The organism is Pseudomonas sp. ICMP22404 (assembly GCF_006227205.1).
GTDB lineage: Bacteria > Pseudomonadota > Gammaproteobacteria > Pseudomonadales > Pseudomonadaceae > Aquipseudomonas.
Genome location: NZ_VCNG01000020.1, coordinates 1 through 20,196 on the forward strand (window position 1 = coordinate 1; position 20,196 = coordinate 20,196).

The window sequence follows — 20,196 nt, forward strand, 5'->3', positions numbered from 1 at the left end:
CTGCGGCAAGTAGGCACGGCTGGTGACCAGGCCTTTCTCGATGTAGTGGTCGGTGATGACCTTGAGCAGTTCATTGAGCTGGGGCACGCCCAGGCATTGGCCGATGTAGGGCTTGAGCAGCCGCTCGCGTTCACGGGCCGAAAGGCTGTCGGCGCCCTTGAGCTCGATGGTCTTGATGGGGAAGCAACGGGTATCGGCCGGCGCGGTCGGCTGGGTCGGTTTCGCCTCCTGGCCGGGCAAGTCCTTGAGCTCTTCCAGACGCCGGCGCTGCTCTTCGAGCAAACGGTTCTGGCGCTCGCGGATCAGGTCGGTTTCACCGGGGGTGGGGGCGGCGTGAGCCAGAGTGAGCGGAGACAGGCACAGCAAAGCCAGGCACAACCTCGCCCAAAGGGCGGGTGAGAACATGTTCGATCCCTCGATATAAGCGACATCAAAATAGTGGCGCGATACTAGTTAGCCATCATATTGACGTCAATTAAATATTCGAGTTTTTAGGCTACTGGCTGGAACCATTGATCTGAAATCAGATGCCTCCTATTCAGTGGCCAATAGTCCCGACCGGACAGACACCGTGGCCACTGTCCCCATAAAAAACCGGACCCAGTGTCTAATACCAGTCAGTTAAGGATCAAACGGCGCAAAACCTGTGGGAGCAAAGCTTGCTCGCGATAACGACAGCCCCGTCAACATTGCTGCTGACTGACTTACCGCAATCGCGAGCAAGCTTTGCTCCCACAGGTTTGTGGCTTAACTGAGTGGCATTAGACCCAGCGTCCGGTTTTTTTCGAAGCGCGCGGTGCCCGCTTCAGCAGGCGGGGTTATCCGTGCTTGCGCGCTTCACCGCTCAAGGTGTTTGTCTGCTACTTGCCTCCTTCTCAATAGCCTCCCTATTCCGGGGACCGAAAGAGTATTTCAAGGCCCGTTCCTTCATCGTCCGCGGGTCCGGCAAGCCTACGGTCTCCGGGTTCGCAAAGCCGGTTTGTTTATTACCGAGCATAGGATTGATGGCATCGAACAGAAAACTGAAACCTTGTTTCAGTGAACTCTGGGCAATGCCGTGGCACCCCATGCAGCCGCCCATGGTCAGGCTTTGGGTACTGTGGTCATAATCCGGCACATTGATGTTCGGTTGGTTGCGGGCATTGGTCAGGGTGTTGTCATTCCGAATCGGGAATACGTTGCTGCCACGAAACAGCTGGATCCCCGGCTGGCTGCTTTCGACCATGATATTGGCCAGGTAGTAATCCGGGTCGGTTTGAGTGCTCGACGGGATGGCTTGCACACCTTTAAGCCGATAGTGCTTCCAGACCGAATTGTTGAACTCACTGCTGCCGTCCATGAGCTGTCTGACCCGGTTGTTCACCGCTTCAACTTCGGAATAAATGGTCGGCGGTTGCACTACACGGATCGGGCCGGCCTGTCCTTCGGGAATCCCGTTGCTGTTGGAGTAGACGCCAGGATTCTTCGAAGTGGCGACGAGACCCGCGTTCGGCAAAGAAACCGTATAGGTTTTGTTGCCGTCAGAGAAAGTGGCGGTCGGAGGATTGTTTGTAGTATCGAGACCGGGGTAGGCAATCTCGTTGTAGTTGGCGATGTAATAAAGGCCGCTCGGTGACTTGCCATCGGACAAGGTCAGGGCATCCTCGTGCTCGAACGTGGCGAATATGAAAGTCGGGTAGTTGGGCGTCTTGTGGATGATATGCAGGGCGACCAGCGCGTAGTCTTCATTGTGCGCCACCGGCGCATCGTCCTTGCCCTGATAGGTCACCACCGTCGCCGTGTGGTAGCGAGCGCGATTCTGTACCGGAATGTCTGCCAGTTTGCGCCATGCCGCCTTGACCTCCAGCGCGCCGTCGGGCAGCACAATATGGCCCGGAAAATCGCTCAAGGTTCGCGCATACTCGTAAACGACGGGGTTGGCCTTGGCCTCGAACAGGATCTGGCTGTCGTTCGAAGGGGCATAGTCGCTTCCTGTCTTCGCCGCATTCGGCGGGTTGACCGGGAAAAATATCGCGTTCTGCCCTATCTGGGTCGCCTCGTCCAGATTGTTGTAATGGGCATAGGTGGCGCCTGCCGCCAAGGGTGCTCCGTTGGGGAACTGGATGTAGCTGTATTGCGGAGCGGAACCAAATGGACGTATAGGACCGCCTGCAGAATTCTTTTGCTCCTTTGCCGCCGGAAACAGCTCGGTACGGTGAGCGAAGGTTTGCCACAACAAGGGGTTGGGGGATTGTGAGGCCTTGCCCGAATCGGCAAAGCTGCTGTCGGGATTGCCGACGCCACGGTTAGCCGGCAACGGAGTCTTGGCCGTATTGTTCAGGGCGAAAAAGCTCCGCCAGGCGAAGGTTGCATAGTCGGTATGGCTGAGCCCCGTCGCCAGGTCCGCAGGCAGCTGCGGGTTGTCCGTCGTCAGATCGCCCGTGGTAATGGCATAGGAAACACCCAGTCCCGGCGCGCCCGTCAAATCCCCGAGCGTCTTGGAAAAATAGGGACTCCAGTTGACCCCGTCGGTTGAAGCGAACGTATTAGTGCCACTGCTGATAAAAATGCGGTTGCCGATCATTGTTGCGCGGCTCAACAGAAGCTCATTGGCTATACCCGACAGCGTTTGCTCATCGCCCCAATGAGCACTGCGGTCGTAGGCACGTACGGCCAAATGGCCAATATCATAAGAGTAGTAGAGCAACAGCTCACCGTTATAAACCACCGGCACTATGCTCAGGATCCTGTAAGCGTTTTCCTTGAATCCGAGACTTGGCTGGCTCCACTGAAGACCGTCGTCCGAAGTCACGTAATAAACAGTGCTGTCGTCCTCCTCGCAGTAGAAGACAAACAATTGCCCGTTGTACACCACAGGACTGTTATAGGCGGCATCACTGGAGGCTGTGATAGGACTGACGTTGGACCAGTTCATGCCATCTTCCGAGCTGATGCTATTTACTTGAGCTTGGCCGGTAAAGGTCAGTATCAGCTTTTGCTTGAACACCGTTACTGAAACATTACCCAAGAGGTTGGGTACGGGGATGGTCTGTGGAGAAGACCAATTATTTCCTTCCACCGAAGTGGAAAAATAGATATGAGCGGTATCACTGTCACTGACCCAGAACATATACAGCTTGCCTTTGAACGACTGCACTGCGGGTGTAAACAACCCAACCGAAGTGGCTGGCACACTGCTGGTCGCAGACGGCTTTCCATTGATAGCATCAGGACTGTCGAATACATCCACTTCGATCCCCACACCTCGTTGCGGCGTGGCAATGATTACGCTTTCCGCATAAGTCGATGAGACCACGAACACGCTGCACAGGCACAACAACAGCCGACTGAATACCGCTCTAAGCGCCATAGCTTTCATTCCTTTGAATAATCCTTTTCCAAGGAGCGGCCCAGCGTTGCAGGCGCAACGCTAACGGTCGTTTTTTCCATGGTAGACGAGTGTTTAATAACGGCCAGGCTCATTCTGAAAAGAAGTGCGGTCAGTGAACTTTCCACCCGACATCGGCCTCAACCCCTTACCTGCCCAACAAGGAATACGAGGCCCACACCATGAAAAACCTCCTGAAATTCACCCTTGCTACCACGCTCATCTGCGCCTTGCCCGTCTGGGCCACCTGTACGCCCGAAGAAGCCACCGCCAAGCGTGAACAGCTCGCTCAGGAAGTGAGCAAGCTCACCCAACAGAACCCGGCCAAGGCCAAGGAAATGAATGATGAGCTGCAGGCCATGGATCTGGAAACCGCCAGCAAGGACGTGCCGGACAAGTGCCAGTTGATTGATAAGCGCCTGGAGGAATTGAAGGATGCGGGGAAGAAGGCAGGTTGATTGCTTGGCGAATACGCATAAAAAACCGGACCCAAGGTTCTAATGCCGATCAGTTACGCCACAAACCTGTGGGAGCAAAGCTTGCTCGCGCTTGCGGTAAGTCAGTCAGCAACAACGTTGACTGATCTGTCGCTATCGCGAGCAAGCTTTGCTCCCACAGGGGTTGTGCCATTTGATCCTTAACTGACTGGCATTAACCCAAGGTCCGGTTCTTTTATGCAGCCTTACGGCCGATTCACTCAGCCGCTGGCGCTTGCGGCTTGCGACGCTTGAGCGGGGCCATGCCGTCCTTGCTGACCAGCGCCGGAGCGTCGGTCTTCGGGCGGTTGGCGGTCTTGCGCTTGGTCGGGGCCTTGGCGGCGGTTTTCTTCTTGTCGCCCTTGGCGTCGACCTTTTTCTTCTTCACGCCCACGGCCTTGCCCGAGGCCTTGACCTTTTTCGGTCCGCCGTAGGTGCCTTTGACTTCCTTGATGGTGCGGCGCTCGAAGCTCTGCTTGAGGTAGCGCTCGATGCTCGACATCAGGTTCCAGTCGCCGTGGCAGATCAGCGAGATCGCCAGGCCATCGTTGCCGGCGCGACCGGTACGGCCGATGCGGTGCACGTATTCGTCGCCGCTGCGAGGCATGTCGAAGTTGATGACCATGTCCAGGCCATCCACGTCCAGGCCGCGCGCGGCGACGTCGGTGGCCACGAGGATCTTCACACCGCCCTGCTTGAGGCGATCGATCGCCAGCTTGCGGTCCTTCTGGTCCTTCTCGCCGTGCAGCACGAACGCCTTGTATTCCTGCGCCACCAGGCGACCATAGATGCGGTCAGCCATGGCGCGGGTGTTGGTGAACACGATGGCTTTTTCGTAGGTTTCGTTGGCCAGCAACCAGTTCACGATCTGTTCTTTGTGCTGGTTGTGATCCGCGGTGATGATCTGCTGGCGGGTGGTGGAGTTCAGTTGGCTGACCGCGTTGAGCTGCAAGTGCTCTGGGTTGTTCAGCACCTTGGCGACCATTTCCCGCAGGCCCGAACCGCCGGTGGTGGCGGAGAACAGCATGGTCTGCTGGCGGTTGGCGCATTCGTCCACCAGGCGCTGCACGTCTTCGGCAAAGCCCATGTCGAGCATGCGGTCGGCTTCGTCCAGCACCAGCACTTCGACTTCCTTCAGATCGAGGTTGCCGGCGTTCAGTTGTTCGATCATCCGCCCCGGCGTACCGATCAGGATGTCCGGCACCTTGCGCAGCATGGCGGCCTGGACCTTGAAATCTTCGCCGCCGGTGATCAGGCCGGACTTGATGAAGGTAAATTGCGAGAAACGCTCCACTTCCTTCAAGGTCTGCTGGGCCAGTTCACGGGTTGGCAGCAGGATCAGGGTCTTGATGCTGACACGGACCTTGGCCGGGCCGATCAGGCGGTTGAGGATCGGCAACACGAATGCGGCGGTCTTGCCGCTGCCGGTCTGCGCCGTCACCCGCAGGTCACGCCCCTGGAGCGCGAGCGGAATGGCCGCTGCCTGCACCGGCGTTGGCTCGACAAATTTAAGCTCGGCCACGGCTTTGAGCAGGCGTTCGTGCAGGGCGAATTCGGAAAACACGGGTGCTACCTCGAAGAAATGCAAAAAAACAGCTGCATAGGGTAACGGTTTCGAGCGCGAAGGCCGAGTTTCTTTATGCAAACGGCGACAATCAGTGGCTTTTTTCACGGCCGACTCGCCATCAACAGTCACTTCGGCAGGCTTAAATGCTCTAATCCCTCGTCGAATTCCAATAGAAGACCCGTTTCGCCCATGGACATCAAACAGCTCTGGTTCAACATCCAAGACCTCTGGGGAGCCCTCGACCAGCACCCGCTCCTGCATACCGGCCTCGCCCTGATGTTGCTGCTGACCATTGCCCTGGTGCTCGGACGCGTGGCACGTTACCTGATCCTGCACGGCGCCAAGCTGCTCGGTCGCCAGCCGGCCCTGCATTGGGTCAGCGACCTGCGCCACAACAAGGTCTTCCATCGCCTGGCACAGATGACGCCCTCGCTGCTCATCCAGTTCGGCCTGCCCCTGGTACCCGGGCTCAGCAAGACCAGCCTGGTGTTCCTCGGCAATGTCGCCACGGCCTTCACCGTTCTGTTCCTGATGCTGACCCTCAGCGCCCTGCTCAACGCCCTGCTGGATGTCTACGCCCGCACCGAACACGCCCGGACCCGCTCGATCAAGGGGTACGTGCAACTGACAAAAATGGTGCTGTACGTATTCAGCGCAATCATCATCGTCGCGACTCTGATCGACCGTTCGCCGTTATTGCTGCTGTCAGGCCTGGGTGCGATGTCGGCGGTGATCCTGTTGGTGTACAAGGACACCCTGTTGTCGTTCGTCGCCAGCGTGCAATTGACCAGCAACGATATGCTGCGAGTCGGCGACTGGATCGAAATGCCCCAGGTCGGCGCCGACGGTGATGTGGTGGACATCACGCTGCACACGGTCAAGGTGCAGAACTTCGACAAGACCATCGTCTCGATCCCGACCTGGCGGCTGATGTCCGAGTCGTTCAAGAACTGGCGCGGCATGCAGCAATCCGGCGGACGACGGATCAAGCGCAGCCTGTTCATCGACGCCAGCGGCGTGCGCTTCCTGCATGACGAGGAAGAACAGCGCCTGACCCATGTTCGTCTGCTGACCGACTACATCAGCCGCAAGCAAGCCGAGCTCAAGGCCTGGAACGAAGCCCAGGGCAACGTTGCGGCGATGTCGGCCAACCGTCGCCGGATGACCAACCTGGGCACCTTCCGGGCCTATGCCCTCGCTTACTTGAAGAGCCACCCCGAAATCCAGCCGAACATGACCTGCATGGTCCGCCAGATGCAAACCACGGCCCAGGGCATCCCGCTGGAAATCTACTGCTTTACCCGCACCACCGCATGGGCCGACTACGAACGCATCCAAGGGGATATTTTCGACTATTTGCTGGCGGTGATGCCGGAGTTCGGCTTGAACCTGTATCAGCAGCCGAGTGGCATGGATTTGCGTTCAGGGTTGCTGCCGGCGGTGTTGGGCGCAAGTCATATTCCGGAGGAGCAGAAGCAGGTGATCTGAATTCACCACCGATCCTTGTGGGAGCCTAGCTTGCTCGCGATGGCGGTGGGTCAGTCAACATCCACTTTGAATATGACGCCGTCATCGCGAGCAAGCTCGGCTCCCACAGGTCACGTGTCATATCCAAAAGTCATGAACACCACAAACCCATGTGGGAGCGCGCCTGCTCGCGAATGCAGTGGGTCAGTCAACATCCATTTTGAATGTGCCGCCGTCATCGCGAGCAAGCTCGGCTTCCACAGGTCACGTGTCATAGCCAAAAGTCATGAACACCACAAACCCATGTGGGAGCGAGCCTGCTCGCGATTGGCAATACCAGTCGACATCGATGTCGTCTGATTGATTGCTATCGCGAGCAGGCTCGCTCCCACAGGGGTTGTAGCTATCTGCTGGTTACTTGACCTGACGCTGCGGAGCCTTGTGCACCATGGTGTAGGCGTAGTCCACGCCCATGCCATAAGCGCCGCTGTGTTCCAGTACCAGCCCCATCACCGCTTCGTAAGTCTCTTTGTGTGCCCAGTCACGTTGGAATTCCAGCAGCACTTGTTGCCAGGTCACCGGCACCGCACCGGCTTGAATCATCCGCTGCACCGACATGTCGTGCGCTTCTTTGCTGGTGCCGCCCGAGGCGTCGGTGACGATGTAGACCTCGTAGCCTTCAGCCAGTGCTTCAAGTGCCGGGAAGGTCAGGCAGACCTCGGTCCACAGCGCCGCGATGATCAGTTTCTTGCGGCCGGTGGCTTTCACCGCGTCAACCAGCGCCTTGTCTTCCCAGGAGTTCATCGAAGTACGCTCGATAGGCTTCTGATCCGGGTGGACTGCCAACAACTCAGGCCAGATGTAGCCGCTGAAGCTTTCGGTTTCGACCGAGGTGTAGATCGTCGGTACGTTGAAGATCTTCGCTGCCTTGGCCAGGCCGACGGTGTTGTTCTTCAAGGTTTGACGGTCGATCGACTGTACGCCGAAGGCCATTTGTGGCTGGTGGTCGATCAGGATCAGGGCGGAGTTGGTTGGGTTCAGCAGTTCGCGGATAGACATGGTGTGTTCCTTTTTAATGTCGAAATTTCAATCGGTTAGGGTTTGTCGACGTTTGCTTCAGCGGTGATGTCGTCGGCATGGGTGTACTTTAGGGGCTAGCCAAAAAAGGGACAATTACCTAAAATCGAGAATCATTGATTCTAAAAAAGGAACAATCATGGATCGCATCGAATGCATGCGCGCGTTCGTCGTCACCGTGGGCGAGAACGGCTTCGCGGCAGCCGCCCGGGCCATGGACGTGCCGAGGTCGAAGGTCAGCAAGCAGATTCAAGCGCTGGAAGAAGCCATCGGTGTGCAACTGCTGCAACGCACCACGCGCAGCCTGCATCTCACCGAAGCGGGCGCCGAGTATTTCGAAGCGGCTCGGGAGGTCCTGGCGGCCCTGGATGAGGCCGAGCAGCGGGCACGGGATGGGATCGGTGAGTTACGCGGGGTGTTGCGGGTCAACGCGCCGATGTCGTTCGGCTTGCGACGGCTGGGCAAGCTGATACCGCTGTTCCATGAGCGGCATCCGAACATCGAGCTGCAAGTGGTACTCAGCGACCAGCAGGTCGATCCGGTGCGCGGCGGTTTCGACGTGACCATCCGCATCGCCAGCATGCCCGACTCGACCATGATCGCCCGGCAACTGGCGCCGGCGCCGCGCATCATGGTTGCCGCCCCGGCTTATCTCAGCCGTGCGGGCGTCCCGCAGACGCCCCAGGACCTGCGCACCCACCAGTGCCTCAACTACGGCTACCTGCAAAGTGGCGTGAGCCTGCAATTGAGCAATGGCAAGGAGACGCAACGGGTCAATGTCACCGGCCCCTTGCACGTCAACAACGGCGACTTGCTGGCGCAGGCCGCCGAGGCCGGCATGGGCATTGCGCTGTTGCCCGATTTCATTGTGGAAGACGCTCTGGCGGCCGGGCGGCTGGTGCCGGTGCTGTGCGAATGGCAAGCGCCGGCGATCAGCATCAACGCGGTGTATTCGTCAGCCCGGCGCCTGCCACAGAAAACCCGGGCCTTCATCGACTTCCTGGTCGAACAACTGGCGACTAGACAGGCTGCGGCTTGCGCAGGCTCAACCGACTGATCCACACCGCAAGCAGAATGACACCGCCGCCCAGGAACAACCGGCCCAATGCCTCGTGCTGGTTCCAGATCAGCAGGTTCAACAACAGCCCTACAGGCACGTGCAGATTGTTCATCACCGCCAAGGTTCCGCCCTGGACCAGGCAGGCGCCCTTGTTCCACCAGTACAGCCCCAGTGCAGTGGAGACGAGGCCAAGAAACACCAACACGCCCCATTGCAACGGCGCTTCAGGCCAGAAATTGGCCTTGCCGAACAGTAGAAACGCCGGCAACGCCACCGCCAGCGCACCGAGGTAGAAGTAGCCGAAACGCCGGTAGTGCGGCAGGTCGCTCGGGTGGCGGGCCACCAGATGCTTGTACAACACCTGCCCGGCCGCGTAGGTGAAGTTGGCCAGTTGCAGCAGCAAGAAGCCCATGAAGAAATCCGGATTGATCCGGTCATAGCGAATCACCGCCGCTCCGGCCACGGCCACCAGTGCAGCGACCAGTGCCCAAGGATTGAAACGACGGTTCAACGCGTCTTCGATCAAGGTGACGTGCAGCGGCGTGAGGATGGTGAAAAGCAGCACCTCGGGCACCGTCAACACCCGGAAACTCAGGTACAGGCAGACGTAAGTCACGCCGAACTGCAAGGCGCCAATCAACAGCATGCCGCGCATGAACGACGCTTCAACCTGGCGCCATCGGGTCAGTGGAATGAATACCAACCCGGCCAGCAGCACCCGGACCAGCACCGCGAAATAACTGTCCACGTGCCCGGCCAGGTATTCGCCGATCAGGCTGAAGGAAAATGCCTGGATCAATGTCACAAAAAGTAGATAGCCCATACGCCCCTCGTTTCGGAAGGCGGCGAAGATAGCGGTTTTTGCCGGATCAGTGAAAGGCGTTCACCCCAAACCCACTTCAACAGGACACTTCATCCACCGCCGGCGTGCGAACCTGGCGTTGCTGCCGATCATTGGCTGCACGCTGAAACACGCGGGTCACGGCCTGGAAATTTGCCGGCTTGGTTAGAATGTCATCGGCACCGGCGGCCCTGAAACGTTCGACCTCATAGGAAAAAACACTCGCGGTAAAAGCAACGATGTAACAAGCATCGCCCTGGGGCAGCGCACGGATCTTGCGGATCGCTTCCACCCCATCCATCACAGGCATGTTGATGTCCATGAGAATGACCTCTGGCATCGACGTCGCACAGCGACTGACCGCCTCCAGGCCATCGGAGGCAAGATCAGAGACATATCCCAGCGCTTCCAGCATCGCCATGGCCACTTTCTGATTCACTGGATGGTTCTCTACCAGCAGGATATCGAGCGGGTAACGCGTGGCGAAATATGAGTCGAAATCCACTGCAGCATGCTCGTCATCCAAGGGGATTTCCGAGCCTCGAAAAGGCTCCATAGGGAGCGAGAAAGAGAACGTCGAACCGACACCCGATTGGCTGGTAAAAGATAAAGTCCCCTGCTGGGCTTCGACCAGTTTCTTGCAGATTGAAAGACCGAGGCCACTCCCGGTAAAACGTTGACTGACGGTGCCTTTAAGCTGAACGAAGGGCTCGAACAGACTGCCTTGCCGCTCTTCGGGGATGCCTATGCCGGTATCGTGTATGGAAAAGTCGAGCCAGACTCCAGCGTCGTGTCCACTCGTCGTGACCGTGAGCGATACTTTTCCGCTTTCGGTGAACTTGATCGCGTTGCCCAGCAAATTGATCAATACCTGACGCAGACAATCGAGATCGGTTTTAACCCAATGAGGTACGCTCGCAGAAACCTGCGTCTCGATGACGATCGGCTTGTCCTTGATGCTCTGCTGGATGATTTCAACGCTGGATGAAACCAGGCTCCGCAATTCAAATACACGAGGTTTCAACTCAAGTTTACCCGCCTCGATTTTTGCCAGATCGAGCACGTTGTCGATCAGCGAAAGCAAGCTTCGTCCGCTGGTTTGAATCGTTTTCAGGAGGCTGTTCTGCTCGACAGTCAGGGATGAACGTGCCAGCAACTCGGTTGCACCGATAACACCGTACATGGGGGTACGGATCTCATGGCTCATGGTGGCGAGAAATCTGGTTTTTGAACGGTCCGCTTCCTCGGCGGCATTCTTTGCCTCATTCAATATCCGTTCGTTCGTTTGCAACTGCTGGAGATGCGCACGGGTGCGGAAAAGGCTGAAGGCGAGAAAAACCAGAATGGCAAGAATGATATGGTGCAGCGAATCCTGATTGAGTTGGTGGTAGTAATCCGCCAACGTCATCTCCGCCCCCGCCACATAAACCGTACCGTCCTTCGACTTCATCGGAACGAAGACCGCACGAAAGTCCCCCCAATGATCCGAGTAGTCGATCCAGGTGGGCTCGCTGCGCTCGAAGCTGTCGAGTAACGCCTGGCTGGCATCGGGATAAGGGTCGAAGAAACGCACGAAGTTCTTTTCCTCGATTTCTTTCTTCGATGCGCTGGAACTGATCAGATACGCCTTTCCATCGCGCTTGATCACGCTGTAGACAAAGGCGGTGCCCATTGACTCATTGAAACTGGAAAGCCGCTGAATGGCGTCCCAGTCTTGCGCCGGCGATTTGGATTGTTTGTCGATCAGGTTGTCATGATAGCCGTCACCGAGGATGGCCGAAGCGCCCAGCGCAGCATGCAGCAGTTTGCTATTGATATTGTCGGTCAGGATCCCCTGGGTCTCGACATAGAGGTAATAGATATAGCCACTGACCCCTAAGATGTAGGCCAGAAGTAACGCCCATGTTTTGCGCCTGAGTCTGAACATCGTCCACAGCCTCCATTCTGTCCGCCCAGCATAGAGTGAAGACTGGTTAAAAACCATTCTCAAAAAAAAGCCCGATCTCGCCAATGCGTTCAATCGGGCTACTGCACTCAGGAGCAATAAGTGCAAAGGGAGGTTCGATGCGCGAAACGGTTTGAAGGGAATCGCCAGGCCACTAGACCACCCGACGATTACCCGAGGATTAACAAGTCAGGCGACTTGGGACAGTTTGGCGTTGGCCTGATTCAAGCCCTTCTCCTGGAAGTCACCGCCCAGGTTCATGCCTTCGGCATGGATGAAGGTCACGTCGTGGATACCGATGAAGGCCATGACCTGGCGCAGGTAGGGTTCCTGGTGATCGGAGCTGCCACCGGCGTGGATGCCGCCGCGAGCGGTCAGGACGAAAGCCCGCTTGCCGGTCAGCAGACCCTGGGGACCGGTGGGGGTGTACTTGAAAGTCACCCCGGCACGCAGCACGTGGTCGAGCCAGGCTTTCAAAGTACTGGGGATGGCAAAGTTGTACATCGGCGCGGCCATCACCAGTACATCGGCGGCCAACAGCTCATCGGTCAGTTGGTTGGAGCGCTCCAGCGAAGCGTTCTCGATGTCGTTGCGCTGCTCGGCGGGCTTCATCCAGCCACCCAACAGGTTGGCGTCCAGATGAGGCACGGCATTGACGGCGAGGTCGCGGACATTGATTTCATCGGCCGGGTGAGCGGCTTTCCACTGCTTGATGAAAGTCTGGGTCAGTTGACGGGAAACCGAGTCTTGCTGGCGGGCACTGCTTTCAATGATCAGAACGCGGGACATGGGATGTAGGCTCCATCTGAATGTGTTGTCAGTCGATGGAGCAGAGATTAATAGGGACTATATCGATGAAAAAGCGCAAATATTTGCTGCAAAGCATCGATAAATTCGTTTATAAGCTGAACAGACGTCCCAGGTTCAGCTTACTTTGGCTTACAGGTCAGCTCGATGCGCAGCTTGATGATGTTGCGGTTGAACTTGGCGGTGGCGTTCTTGAACTTGCCGGCGGCCACCTCGATCTTGCGGGTACGAGGGGCTTCCGGACCGTTGCGAAACACCACGGTGCAGGCCGCGTCGGTGCTGCCGTAGTTGTTGACCTGGATGGAGCCGATGTCGGCGTCAGTGTCGTAGGCGGTGTAGTCGATGCTCAGGCCGTCGAGGTGTTTTTCCACATCGATCGGGTACGCGAACGCAGTCAGCGGCAACAGGGCCAGCACTGCACAACAGATTTTCTTCATTCGGCTGTCTCCACCAAGGGACCGCCAGCTTAGGACAAGAGGAGCTCAATATGAAAGCGCCCCGCGTGACCCTTGATCAATGGCGAACGTTGCAGGCCGTGGTGGACCACGGTGGTTTCGCCCAGGCCGCCGACGTGTTGCACCGCTCCCAATCGTCGGTGAGCTATACCGTGGCCCGCATGCAGGATCAGCTCGGCGTACCCTTGCTGCGCATCGATGGACGCAAAGCGGTGCTGACCGAGGCCGGCGGCGTGCTGTTGCGGCGCTCCCGGCAACTGGTGAAACAGGCCAGCCAATTGGAAGACCTGGCCCATCACATGGAACAAGGCTGGGAAGCGGAAGTACGCCTGGTGGTCGACGCCGCCTACCCCAGTGCCCGCCTCGTCCGGGCCCTGACGGCGTTCATGCCGCAAAGCCGCGGCTGCCGGGTACGCCTGCGTGAGGAAGTGCTGTCAGGCGTGGAAGAGGTGTTGCTCGAAGGCGTCGCTGACCTGGCCATCGTTGGCTTCAGCATCCCCGGCTACCTCGGGGCGGAGCTGAGCGACGTGGAGTTCGTCGCGGTGGCCCATCCCGAACACGCGTTGCATCGACTCAATCGCGAGCTGACGTTCCAGGACCTGGAAAGCCAGTTGCAAGTGGTGATCCGTGATTCCGGTCGCCAGCAACCCCGGGACGTGGGCTGGCTCGGTGCCGAGCAACGCTGGACGGTCGGCAGCCTCGCTACCGCCGCGACCTTCGTCGGCAGCGGCCTGGGCTTCGCCTGGCTGCCCCGGCACATGATCGAGCGGGAACTGCGGGAAGGCACGCTCAAGCGGCTACCCTTGGATCAGGGCGGCAGCCGCAACCCGAGTTTCTACCTGTATTCGAACAAGGAAAAACCCCTGGGCCCGGCCACGCAGATCCTCATCGAACTGCTGCGCACCTTCGATACCGCGCCGCTGGATGCGCCGTTCGCCGCCCCTGAACAAGCCTGACAAGGAGTTCGCCATGGCCTATTTCGCACACGAAGACTGCAATCTGCACTACGAGGAATACGGCCACGGCGCCCCCCTGCTGCTGGTCCATGGGCTGGGCTCCAGCACCCTGGATTGGGAAAAACAGATCCCGGTGTTGTCCGCCCATTACCGCCTGATCGTGGTGGATGTGCGCGGCCACGGACGCTCCGATAAACCCCGCGGTCCCTACAGCATTGAAGGTTTCAGCGCCGACCTGATTGCCCTGATCGAACACCTGCGCCTGGGCCCGGTGCACCTGGTGGGCTGGTCCATGGGCGGCATGATCGCCTTTCAGTTGGCGGTGGATGAGCCCGGGCGGGTCAAGAGCCTGTGCATCGTCAACAGCGCGCCGCAAGTCAAGATCCGCACCCTGGACGACTGCTGGCAGTGGTTCAAGCGCTGGAGCCTGATGCGTATCCTTAGCCTGGAGACCATCGGCAAGGCTCTGGGGGCCAAGCTGTTTCCCAAACCTGAACAGGCGGATTTACGCTTTGAAATGGCCCGGCGCTGGGCAAAAAACGACAAACATGCTTATCTCGCCAGCTTCGATGCCGTCGTGGGCTGGGGTGTCCAGGAACGACTTTCGCAGGTGGCCTGTCCAACCCTCGTCATCTGCGCCGACCACGACTACACGCCGGTGGCAGTGAAAGAAGCCTATGTAAAACTGCTGCCCGATGCACGGCTGGTGGTCTTCACCGATTCAAGGCACGCTACCCCGCTGGACCAACCTGAACGCTTCAATCAAACCCTGCTCGACTTTTTGACTGCAGTCGATTCCACCACCCAGGATCAATGACCCCATGCTGAAAAAAATCGCCCTCGCCGCCGGCTCCGTTCTGTTCGCCGCCAACCTGATGGCCGCGCCAGCGCCCCACGTGCTGCTGGACACCACCAACGGCCAGATCGAAATCGAACTGGACCCGGTCAAGGCCCCCATCAGTACCAAGAACTTCCTCGAGTACGTGGACAGCGGTTTCTACAACAACACGATTTTCCACCGCGTGATCCCGGGCTTCATGGCCCAGGGCGGCGGCTTCACCCAGCAGATGCAACAAAAAGACACCAAGGCGCCGATCAAGAACGAAGCCAGCAACGGCCTGCACAACGTTCGCGGCACCTTGTCGATGGCCCGCACTTCCGATCCGAACTCGGCCACCAGCCAGTTCTTCATCAACGTGGCTGACAACGCATTCCTCGACCCGGGCCGTGACGCCGGTTACGCCGTGTTCGCCAAAGTGGTCAAAGGCATGGACGTGGTGGACATCATCGTCAACTCCCAGACCACCACCAAACAAGGCATGCAAAATGTGCCGATCGACCCTGTGATCATCAAGTCGGCCAAGCGCATCGACTAACTGACGGTACAGGGCAAGCCTGAGCGGCGACGGCGATCCCGCGCCGCTCACAGCAAAAAAGGAGAGCCCCGCCCGGGCTGTTTACCATGGTTTATCGCCGTTTCGAAAAGCTGATCGACATCTTCCGCGACGCACCGAGCTCGGCCCCACCGAACCGCGTCCTGCCCTTCTACACGTATTACCTGAGACAAGTCTGGCCGAGCTTCGCTGTGCTGTTGGTGGTGGGCCTGATCGGCGCACTGATCGAGGTGGCGCTATTCAGCTACCTGAGTCGCATCATCGACCTGGCCCAAGGCACGCCCAACGTCGACTTCTTCAAGGTCCATGGCCTGGAACTGGCGTGGATGGCCGTGGTGGCACTGATCCTGCGGCCCATTTTCGTGGCCTTGCATGACCTGCTGGTGCACCAGACCCTGAGCCCCGGCATGACCAGCCTGATCCGCTGGCAGAACCACAGCTATGTGCTCAAGCAGAGCCTGAATTTTTTCCAGAACGACTTCGCCGGGCGCATTGCCCAGCGCATCATGCAGACCGGCAACTCCCTGCGGGATTCGGCGGTGCAGGCCGTGGACGCATTGTGGCACGTGCTGATCTATGCCATCAGCTCGCTGGTGCTGTTCGCCGAAGCCGACTGGCGCCTGATGATTCCCCTGCTGCTGTGGATCGCCGCCTACATCGGCTCGCTCTATTACTTCGTGCCACGAGTCAAAGAGCGCTCGGTGGTGTCGTCCGATGCCCGCTCCAAGCTCATGGGCCGGATCGTCGACGGCTACACCAACATCACCACGCTGAAGCTGTTCGCCCACACTAATTTCGAACAGCAATACGCTCGCGAAGCCATCCAGGAGCAGACCGAAAAAGCCCAGCTGGCCGGCCGCGTGGTGACCAGCATGGATGTGGTCATCACCAGCATGAACGGGCTGTTGATCGTCGGCACCACCGGCCTGGCGCTATGGTTGTGGACCCAGTCGCTGATCAGCGTCGGTGCCATTGCCCTGGCGACCGGACTGGTGATCCGTATCGTCAACATGTCCGGCTGGATCATGTGGGTGGTCAACGGCATCTTCGAAAACATCGGCATGGTCCAGGACGGCCTACAGACCATCGCCCAACCGGTCAGCGTCACCGACCGCGAGCACGCCAGGCCATTGGCCGTGGGCCGGGGTGAAGTGCGCTTCGAGCATGTGGATTTCCACTATGGCAAGAAGAGCGGTGTGATCGGCGACCTGAACCTGGTGATCAAGCCCGGGGAAAAGATCGGTCTTATCGGCCCGTCCGGCGCGGGAAAATCCACCCTGGTCAACCTGCTGCTGCGTCTTTATGACGTCGAGGGCGGGCGGATCCTCATCGACGGCCAGGACATCGCCGAGGTGAGCCAGGAGAGCCTGCGCGAACGGATCGGCATGATCACCCAGGACACCTCGCTGCTGCACCGCTCGATTCGCGACAACCTGCTTTACGGCAAGCCCGACGCCACCGACGCACAGCTCTGGGAAGCCGTGCGCAAGGCTCGTGCCGATGAGTTCATCCCGCTGCTGTCGGACGCCCAGGGCCGCACCGGCTTCGACGCCCATGTGGGGGAACGCGGCGTGAAACTCTCCGGCGGCCAGCGCCAGCGCATCGCCATTGCCCGGGTGCTGCTCAAGGATGCACCGATCCTGATCATGGACGAAGCGACGTCAGCACTCGACTCGGAAGTGGAAGCGGCGATCCAGGAAAGCCTCGAGACGCTGATGCAAGGCAAGACCGTGATCGCCATCGCCCACCGCCTCTCGACCATCGCCCGGATGGACCGGCTGGTGGTGCTGGAAAACGGCCGCATCGCCGAAACCGGCAGCCACGCCGAACTGCTGGCCCATGGCGGATTGTATGCGCGGTTGTGGCAGCATCAGACGGGCGGGTTTGTGGGGATTGACTGAAACCTGACTCAACCACCTGTGGCGAGGGAGCTTACTCCCTCGCCACAGGTGGGGGTATCAGCCAGAAACCTCAGCACTGCCGATACGGCAACGCCGTCCTCGCCTCCTCGGCATACGCCAACACCCCCTCGTGTTCCCGGTTGAGGAAATCCGCCACCGCCGCTTTCAACCCGGGATGGCGCAAGTAATGCCATGACCGGGTAATCACCGGTTCGAAACCGCGAATCAATTTGTGCTCGCCCTGGGCGCCGGCATCGAATCGCTGCAAGCCTTGGGCAATCGCGTAATCCATGCCTTGGTAGAAACAGGTTTCAAAGTGCAGGCGGTCGAATTCCGCCAGGCAGCCCCAGTAACGCCCGTAGAAACTGTCGCCCCCTACCAGACTGAACGCCATCGCCACCGGCCGCGATCCTTGCTTGGCCAGCACCACGCGAATGGCCTCGGGCATGCGTTCGGCCAGCAGGCTGAAAAATGTCCGGGTCAGGTACGGTGCCTGTCGACGCACCGCGTAGGTGTTGGCGTAGCAGGCGTAGACAAAATCCCACTGGGCCTCGTCCAGTTGATGCCCCTCGAACCATTCGAAATCGATGCCCAGCCCCGCCACCTGTTCGCGCTCCTTGCGCATCTGCTTGCGCTTGCGGGAACTGAGTGCGTCGAGAAAATCCTGGAAGTCCCGATAGTCGCGATTGTGCCAGTGGTACTGGCAGCCGACCCGCTGCAGCCAGCCCTCTTGCCCGGCCAGCGCCGTGTCGGTGAAGGAATCCGTGAAGTTGATGTGGGCACTGGAAAGCCCCTCGATTTCCAGGTAGCCCGGCAAACTCTTGAGCAACTCGAAACCGTCTTCGAGCGTTGCCGCCAGTAGACGCGGCCCGCTGACAGGACTGAACGGCACAGCGGTCAGCAGCTTCGGGTAATAGTCGATGCCGGCACGCTCGCAAGCGTCCGCCCAGCCATGATCGAACACGTATTCGCCGTAGGAATGCCACTTGCGATAACTGGGCAATGCGGCGATCAGCCGGTCACCGTCCGTATGCAACAAATGCTCGGGCTGCCATCCGGAGTGCGGGCCGACACTGCCACTGTCCTCCAACGCGCTGAGGAAGGCGTGGCGCAGAAACGGCTGGCTCTGCGGTACCAGGGCATCCCAGGTGTGTGGCGCTATTTCAGACAGTCTGTGCAGGCGCTGCAACGACATCGATTTTTCTCCACTTCGCGATTCAGAGCCTCGCAAGTATCGCTTATCGCCGTGAGTTCCACACCCCGCGACGTCGACAAGGCACGCTCAGAAAAGTTCAGAACGACACCGAAACGTCACCGATGCGCCATCACATTGCCACTGCCCTGTCATAAACCATCGCGATACTGGCGCCTGTTTTTAGAGCGCCGGGTTCTAACAGCCCGGTCACCGTTTCCGTCCTTCAACGGTCGGTTGTGTCTTGGATGATCCGTCATCCTCTCTCATCCTTCGGAGATTGATATGCGTCTTGCTTCCACAAAAACTGCGGCGGCCCTGTGCGGCGGTCTGTTGCTGGCCATGAGTGTACCGGCCAGCGCCGCAGTCGACGCCAAACTGCTCGACATGCTCAAGGCCAACGGTTCGATTACCACCGCGCAGTACACCGAACTGCAAGCCGAACTGGCCCGGGATCAAAAGGAGCAACAAATCGCTCGCCAGGCTCAGCAGGAGACCAACGAACAGATCGCCGCGACCGCGAAGAAGACCAACGAGCTGAGCTCCTTCGACCAGAAACTGGCTTGGGCCGCCAAGACCCAGTTCAAAGGTGACGTGCGCTTCCGTCAGGAAACCGTGAAGAACGACGGCGTCTCGAACACCGGTGACCAGGATCGCCAACGTATCCGTGTTCGCCTGGGTGCCTACAGCGAAATCAACCCGCAAGTGGACACCGGCATCCGCATCGCCACCGGCAGCGACAACGATTCGCGCTCCACCAACCAGAGCCTGGACAACAACTTCACCAAGAAAGACCTGTGGCTGGACCAGGGCTACGTCGACTACCACCCGGACGCCATCAAGAACCTGCACCTCGTTGGCGGCAAGATGCCACAACAGTGGGTGAGCATGGGCGACATCATCTGGGATAGCGACATCAGCCCGGAAGGTCTGTCGGCCTCCTATAAATACCCGTTGGGCGCCAGCACCGAGTTGTTCGGCAGCGCCGGCCACTACACCCTCAAAGACAACGTGGACGGCGAAGGCAAACAATTCCGTCACGACCTGCGCCTGTACGCAGGCCAGTTGGGCGCTCGCTTCGCGATCACTGACAACCTGAAAATGACCCTGGGTGGCAGTATCTACGCCTACGATAACGACAACGACATCAACAACACCTGCTCGGCCAACAACTGCCGCCTGGCCATCAACGGCAACAGCGCGAACGAGCAATTCAAGCTGTACGAAGGTTTTGGCCAGCTCGACATCGGCGGCCTGCCAATGCCACTGTCGCTGTACGGCCAAGTGGTCAACAACAAGGACGCCAGCAACGATCAGGACATGGGCTGGCTGGTGGGTGCCAAGACCAAAGTCTTCGGCTTCGGCCTGGACTACAACTATCGCGACGTACAGCGTAACGCCGTGGTCGGTGCCTTCACCGACTCCGACTTCGCCAACGGCTTCACCGGTTCGCGTGGCAGCAAGCTGAAAGCGAGCTACGAACTGGACAAGAACTTCTCGCTCGGCGCGACGTACTTCATGGCCGATTCCGACTACACCAACGCCACGCTGAAGGACTCGAAGATCAACACCCTGCAACTGGATGCTGAAGCGAAGTTCTGATCACTGCTCTACAGCTCGGGCAAGGAAGCCCGACGCGCATCTTACAGCCTGACGTTGCTGCATCGGTCCCATCATCCGTCCGATTCAGC

Annotated in this window: 17 protein-coding genes; 8 read left to right on the forward strand and 9 right to left on the reverse strand. The window is 58.8% G+C overall.

All coding sequences use genetic code 11. The annotated features are described in order from the left end of the window. Both FGE05_RS26310 and FGE05_RS26315 read right to left on the reverse strand, forming a co-directional pair. On the reverse strand, positions 1-405 hold a 405-nt coding region (locus FGE05_RS26310), incomplete at its 3' end, for a POTRA domain-containing protein (protein WP_139649557.1). A 439-nt stretch (positions 406-844) separates the two neighbouring features. After that, a complete protein-coding gene (locus FGE05_RS26315; RefSeq protein ID WP_257225723.1) occupies positions 845-3,358 on the reverse strand; it encodes a glycoside hydrolase in 2,514 nt (837 codons plus the stop codon). 191 nt (positions 3,359-3,549) lie between these two features. Between FGE05_RS26315 and FGE05_RS26320 the strand changes: the two genes are divergently transcribed. Next, positions 3,550-3,825 (forward strand): hypothetical protein, encoded by a 276-nt coding sequence (locus FGE05_RS26320; protein ID WP_139649559.1) that lies wholly within the window; start codon positions 3,550-3,552, stop codon positions 3,823-3,825. Between the two features lie 235 nt (positions 3,826-4,060). On the opposite strand, the gene FGE05_RS26325 is transcribed toward FGE05_RS26320, so the two are convergent. After that, a complete protein-coding gene (locus FGE05_RS26325) occupies positions 4,061-5,407 on the reverse strand; it encodes a DEAD/DEAH box helicase (protein ID WP_139649561.1) in 1,347 nt (448 codons plus the stop codon). A 192-nt stretch (positions 5,408-5,599) separates the two neighbouring features. On the opposite strand from FGE05_RS26325, the gene FGE05_RS26330 reads away from it, so the two are divergent. Further along, entirely contained in the window at positions 5,600-6,898 is a 1,299-nt protein-coding gene (locus FGE05_RS26330) for a mechanosensitive ion channel family protein (protein ID WP_139649563.1), read from the forward strand. A gap of 393 nt (positions 6,899-7,291) precedes the next feature. Here FGE05_RS26330 and FGE05_RS26335 read toward each other — a convergent pair whose 3' ends face one another. After that, entirely contained in the window at positions 7,292-7,936 is a 645-nt protein-coding gene (locus FGE05_RS26335; RefSeq protein ID WP_139649565.1) for a hydrolase, read from the reverse strand. 157 nt (positions 7,937-8,093) lie between these two features. Here FGE05_RS26335 and FGE05_RS26340 point away from each other — a divergent pair, with 157 nt between their 5' ends. Further along, positions 8,094-9,011: a LysR family transcriptional regulator gene (locus tag FGE05_RS26340; protein WP_139649567.1), complete on the forward strand. Its 918-nt coding sequence runs from the start codon at positions 8,094-8,096 to the stop codon at positions 9,009-9,011. Here the strand turns inward: FGE05_RS26340 and FGE05_RS26345 are convergent. From FGE05_RS26345 to FGE05_RS26360, 4 genes are all read right to left on the reverse strand, one after another. Then, complete coding sequence (locus FGE05_RS26345) at positions 8,974-9,837, reverse strand: carboxylate/amino acid/amine transporter (RefSeq protein ID WP_139649568.1); 864 nt, start codon at positions 9,835-9,837, stop codon at positions 8,974-8,976. The two genes, FGE05_RS26340 and FGE05_RS26345, sit on opposite strands and share 38 nt — an antisense overlap. Positions 9,838-9,913: 76 nt before the next feature. Then, a complete protein-coding gene (locus FGE05_RS26350; protein ID WP_139649570.1) occupies positions 9,914-11,782 on the reverse strand; it encodes an ATP-binding protein in 1,869 nt (622 codons plus the stop codon). A gap of 207 nt (positions 11,783-11,989) precedes the next feature. Then, positions 11,990-12,589 carry an FMN-dependent NADH-azoreductase gene (locus FGE05_RS26355; RefSeq protein ID WP_139649572.1) on the reverse strand — a complete coding sequence of 200 codons (600 nt, stop codon included), beginning with the start codon at positions 12,587-12,589 and terminating at the stop codon, positions 11,990-11,992. Between the two features lie 140 nt (positions 12,590-12,729). After that, a complete protein-coding gene (locus FGE05_RS26360; RefSeq protein ID WP_139649574.1) occupies positions 12,730-13,044 on the reverse strand; it encodes a 3-phosphoglycerate kinase in 315 nt (104 codons plus the stop codon). A gap of 50 nt (positions 13,045-13,094) precedes the next feature. Here FGE05_RS26360 and FGE05_RS26365 point away from each other — a divergent pair, with 50 nt between their 5' ends. The 4 genes from FGE05_RS26365 (at position 13,095) to FGE05_RS26380 (ending at position 17,313) form a co-directional block, all read left to right on the forward strand. Next, a complete protein-coding gene (locus FGE05_RS26365; protein WP_041020171.1) occupies positions 13,095-14,018 on the forward strand; it encodes a LysR family transcriptional regulator in 924 nt (307 codons plus the stop codon). A 13-nt stretch (positions 14,019-14,031) separates the two neighbouring features. Beyond that, positions 14,032-14,835: an alpha/beta fold hydrolase gene (locus FGE05_RS26370; RefSeq protein WP_139649576.1), complete on the forward strand. Its 804-nt coding sequence runs from the start codon at positions 14,032-14,034 to the stop codon at positions 14,833-14,835. A gap of 4 nt (positions 14,836-14,839) precedes the next feature. Then, entirely contained in the window at positions 14,840-15,394 is a 555-nt protein-coding gene (locus tag FGE05_RS26375; RefSeq protein ID WP_041020173.1) for a peptidylprolyl isomerase, read from the forward strand. An 86-nt stretch (positions 15,395-15,480) separates the two neighbouring features. Further along, a complete protein-coding gene (locus tag FGE05_RS26380) occupies positions 15,481-17,313 on the forward strand; it encodes an ABC transporter ATP-binding protein (protein WP_139649578.1) in 1,833 nt (610 codons plus the stop codon). Between the two features lie 70 nt (positions 17,314-17,383). Here FGE05_RS26380 and FGE05_RS26385 read toward each other — a convergent pair whose 3' ends face one another. Beyond that, a complete protein-coding gene (locus FGE05_RS26385) occupies positions 17,384-18,508 on the reverse strand; it encodes a GNAT family N-acetyltransferase (RefSeq protein ID WP_139649580.1) in 1,125 nt (374 codons plus the stop codon). Positions 18,509-18,790: 282 nt separating this feature from the next. Here FGE05_RS26385 and FGE05_RS26390 point away from each other — a divergent pair, with 282 nt between their 5' ends. Continuing rightward, entirely contained in the window at positions 18,791-20,107 is a 1,317-nt protein-coding gene (locus tag FGE05_RS26390) for a putative porin (RefSeq protein WP_041020176.1), read from the forward strand. The last annotated feature ends 89 nt before the right edge of the window (positions 20,108-20,196 follow it).

Bases quoted from the DNA above. Each gene is read 5' to 3' on its own strand.
- FGE05_RS26350 (WP_139649570.1), bottom strand. From the start codon at position 11,782: ATGTTCAGACTCAGGCGCAAAACATGGGCGTTACTTCTGGCCTACATC.
- FGE05_RS26365 (WP_041020171.1), top strand. From the start codon at position 13,095: ATGAAAGCGCCCCGCGTGACCCTTGATCAATGGCGAACGTTGCAGGCC.
- FGE05_RS26335 (WP_139649565.1), bottom strand. From the start codon at position 7,936: ATGTCTATCCGCGAACTGCTGAACCCAACCAACTCCGCCCTGATCCTG.
- FGE05_RS26385 (WP_139649580.1), bottom strand. From the start codon at position 18,508: ATGTCGTTGCAGCGCCTGCACAGACTGTCTGAAATAGCGCCACACACC.
- FGE05_RS26355 (WP_139649572.1), bottom strand. From the start codon at position 12,589: ATGTCCCGCGTTCTGATCATTGAAAGCAGTGCCCGCCAGCAAGACTCG.
- FGE05_RS26380 (WP_139649578.1), top strand. From the start codon at position 15,481: ATGGTTTATCGCCGTTTCGAAAAGCTGATCGACATCTTCCGCGACGCA.
- FGE05_RS26315 (WP_257225723.1), bottom strand. From the start codon at position 3,358: ATGAAAGCTATGGCGCTTAGAGCGGTATTCAGTCGGCTGTTGTTGTGC.
- FGE05_RS26320 (WP_139649559.1), top strand. From the start codon at position 3,550: ATGAAAAACCTCCTGAAATTCACCCTTGCTACCACGCTCATCTGCGCC.
- FGE05_RS26340 (WP_139649567.1), top strand. From the start codon at position 8,094: ATGGATCGCATCGAATGCATGCGCGCGTTCGTCGTCACCGTGGGCGAG.
- FGE05_RS26360 (WP_139649574.1), bottom strand. From the start codon at position 13,044: ATGAAGAAAATCTGTTGTGCAGTGCTGGCCCTGTTGCCGCTGACTGCG.
- FGE05_RS26375 (WP_041020173.1), top strand. From the start codon at position 14,840: ATGCTGAAAAAAATCGCCCTCGCCGCCGGCTCCGTTCTGTTCGCCGCC.
- FGE05_RS26330 (WP_139649563.1), top strand. From the start codon at position 5,600: ATGGACATCAAACAGCTCTGGTTCAACATCCAAGACCTCTGGGGAGCC.
- FGE05_RS26390 (WP_041020176.1), top strand. From the start codon at position 18,791: ATGCGTCTTGCTTCCACAAAAACTGCGGCGGCCCTGTGCGGCGGTCTG.
- FGE05_RS26370 (WP_139649576.1), top strand. From the start codon at position 14,032: ATGGCCTATTTCGCACACGAAGACTGCAATCTGCACTACGAGGAATAC.
- FGE05_RS26345 (WP_139649568.1), bottom strand. From the start codon at position 9,837: ATGGGCTATCTACTTTTTGTGACATTGATCCAGGCATTTTCCTTCAGC.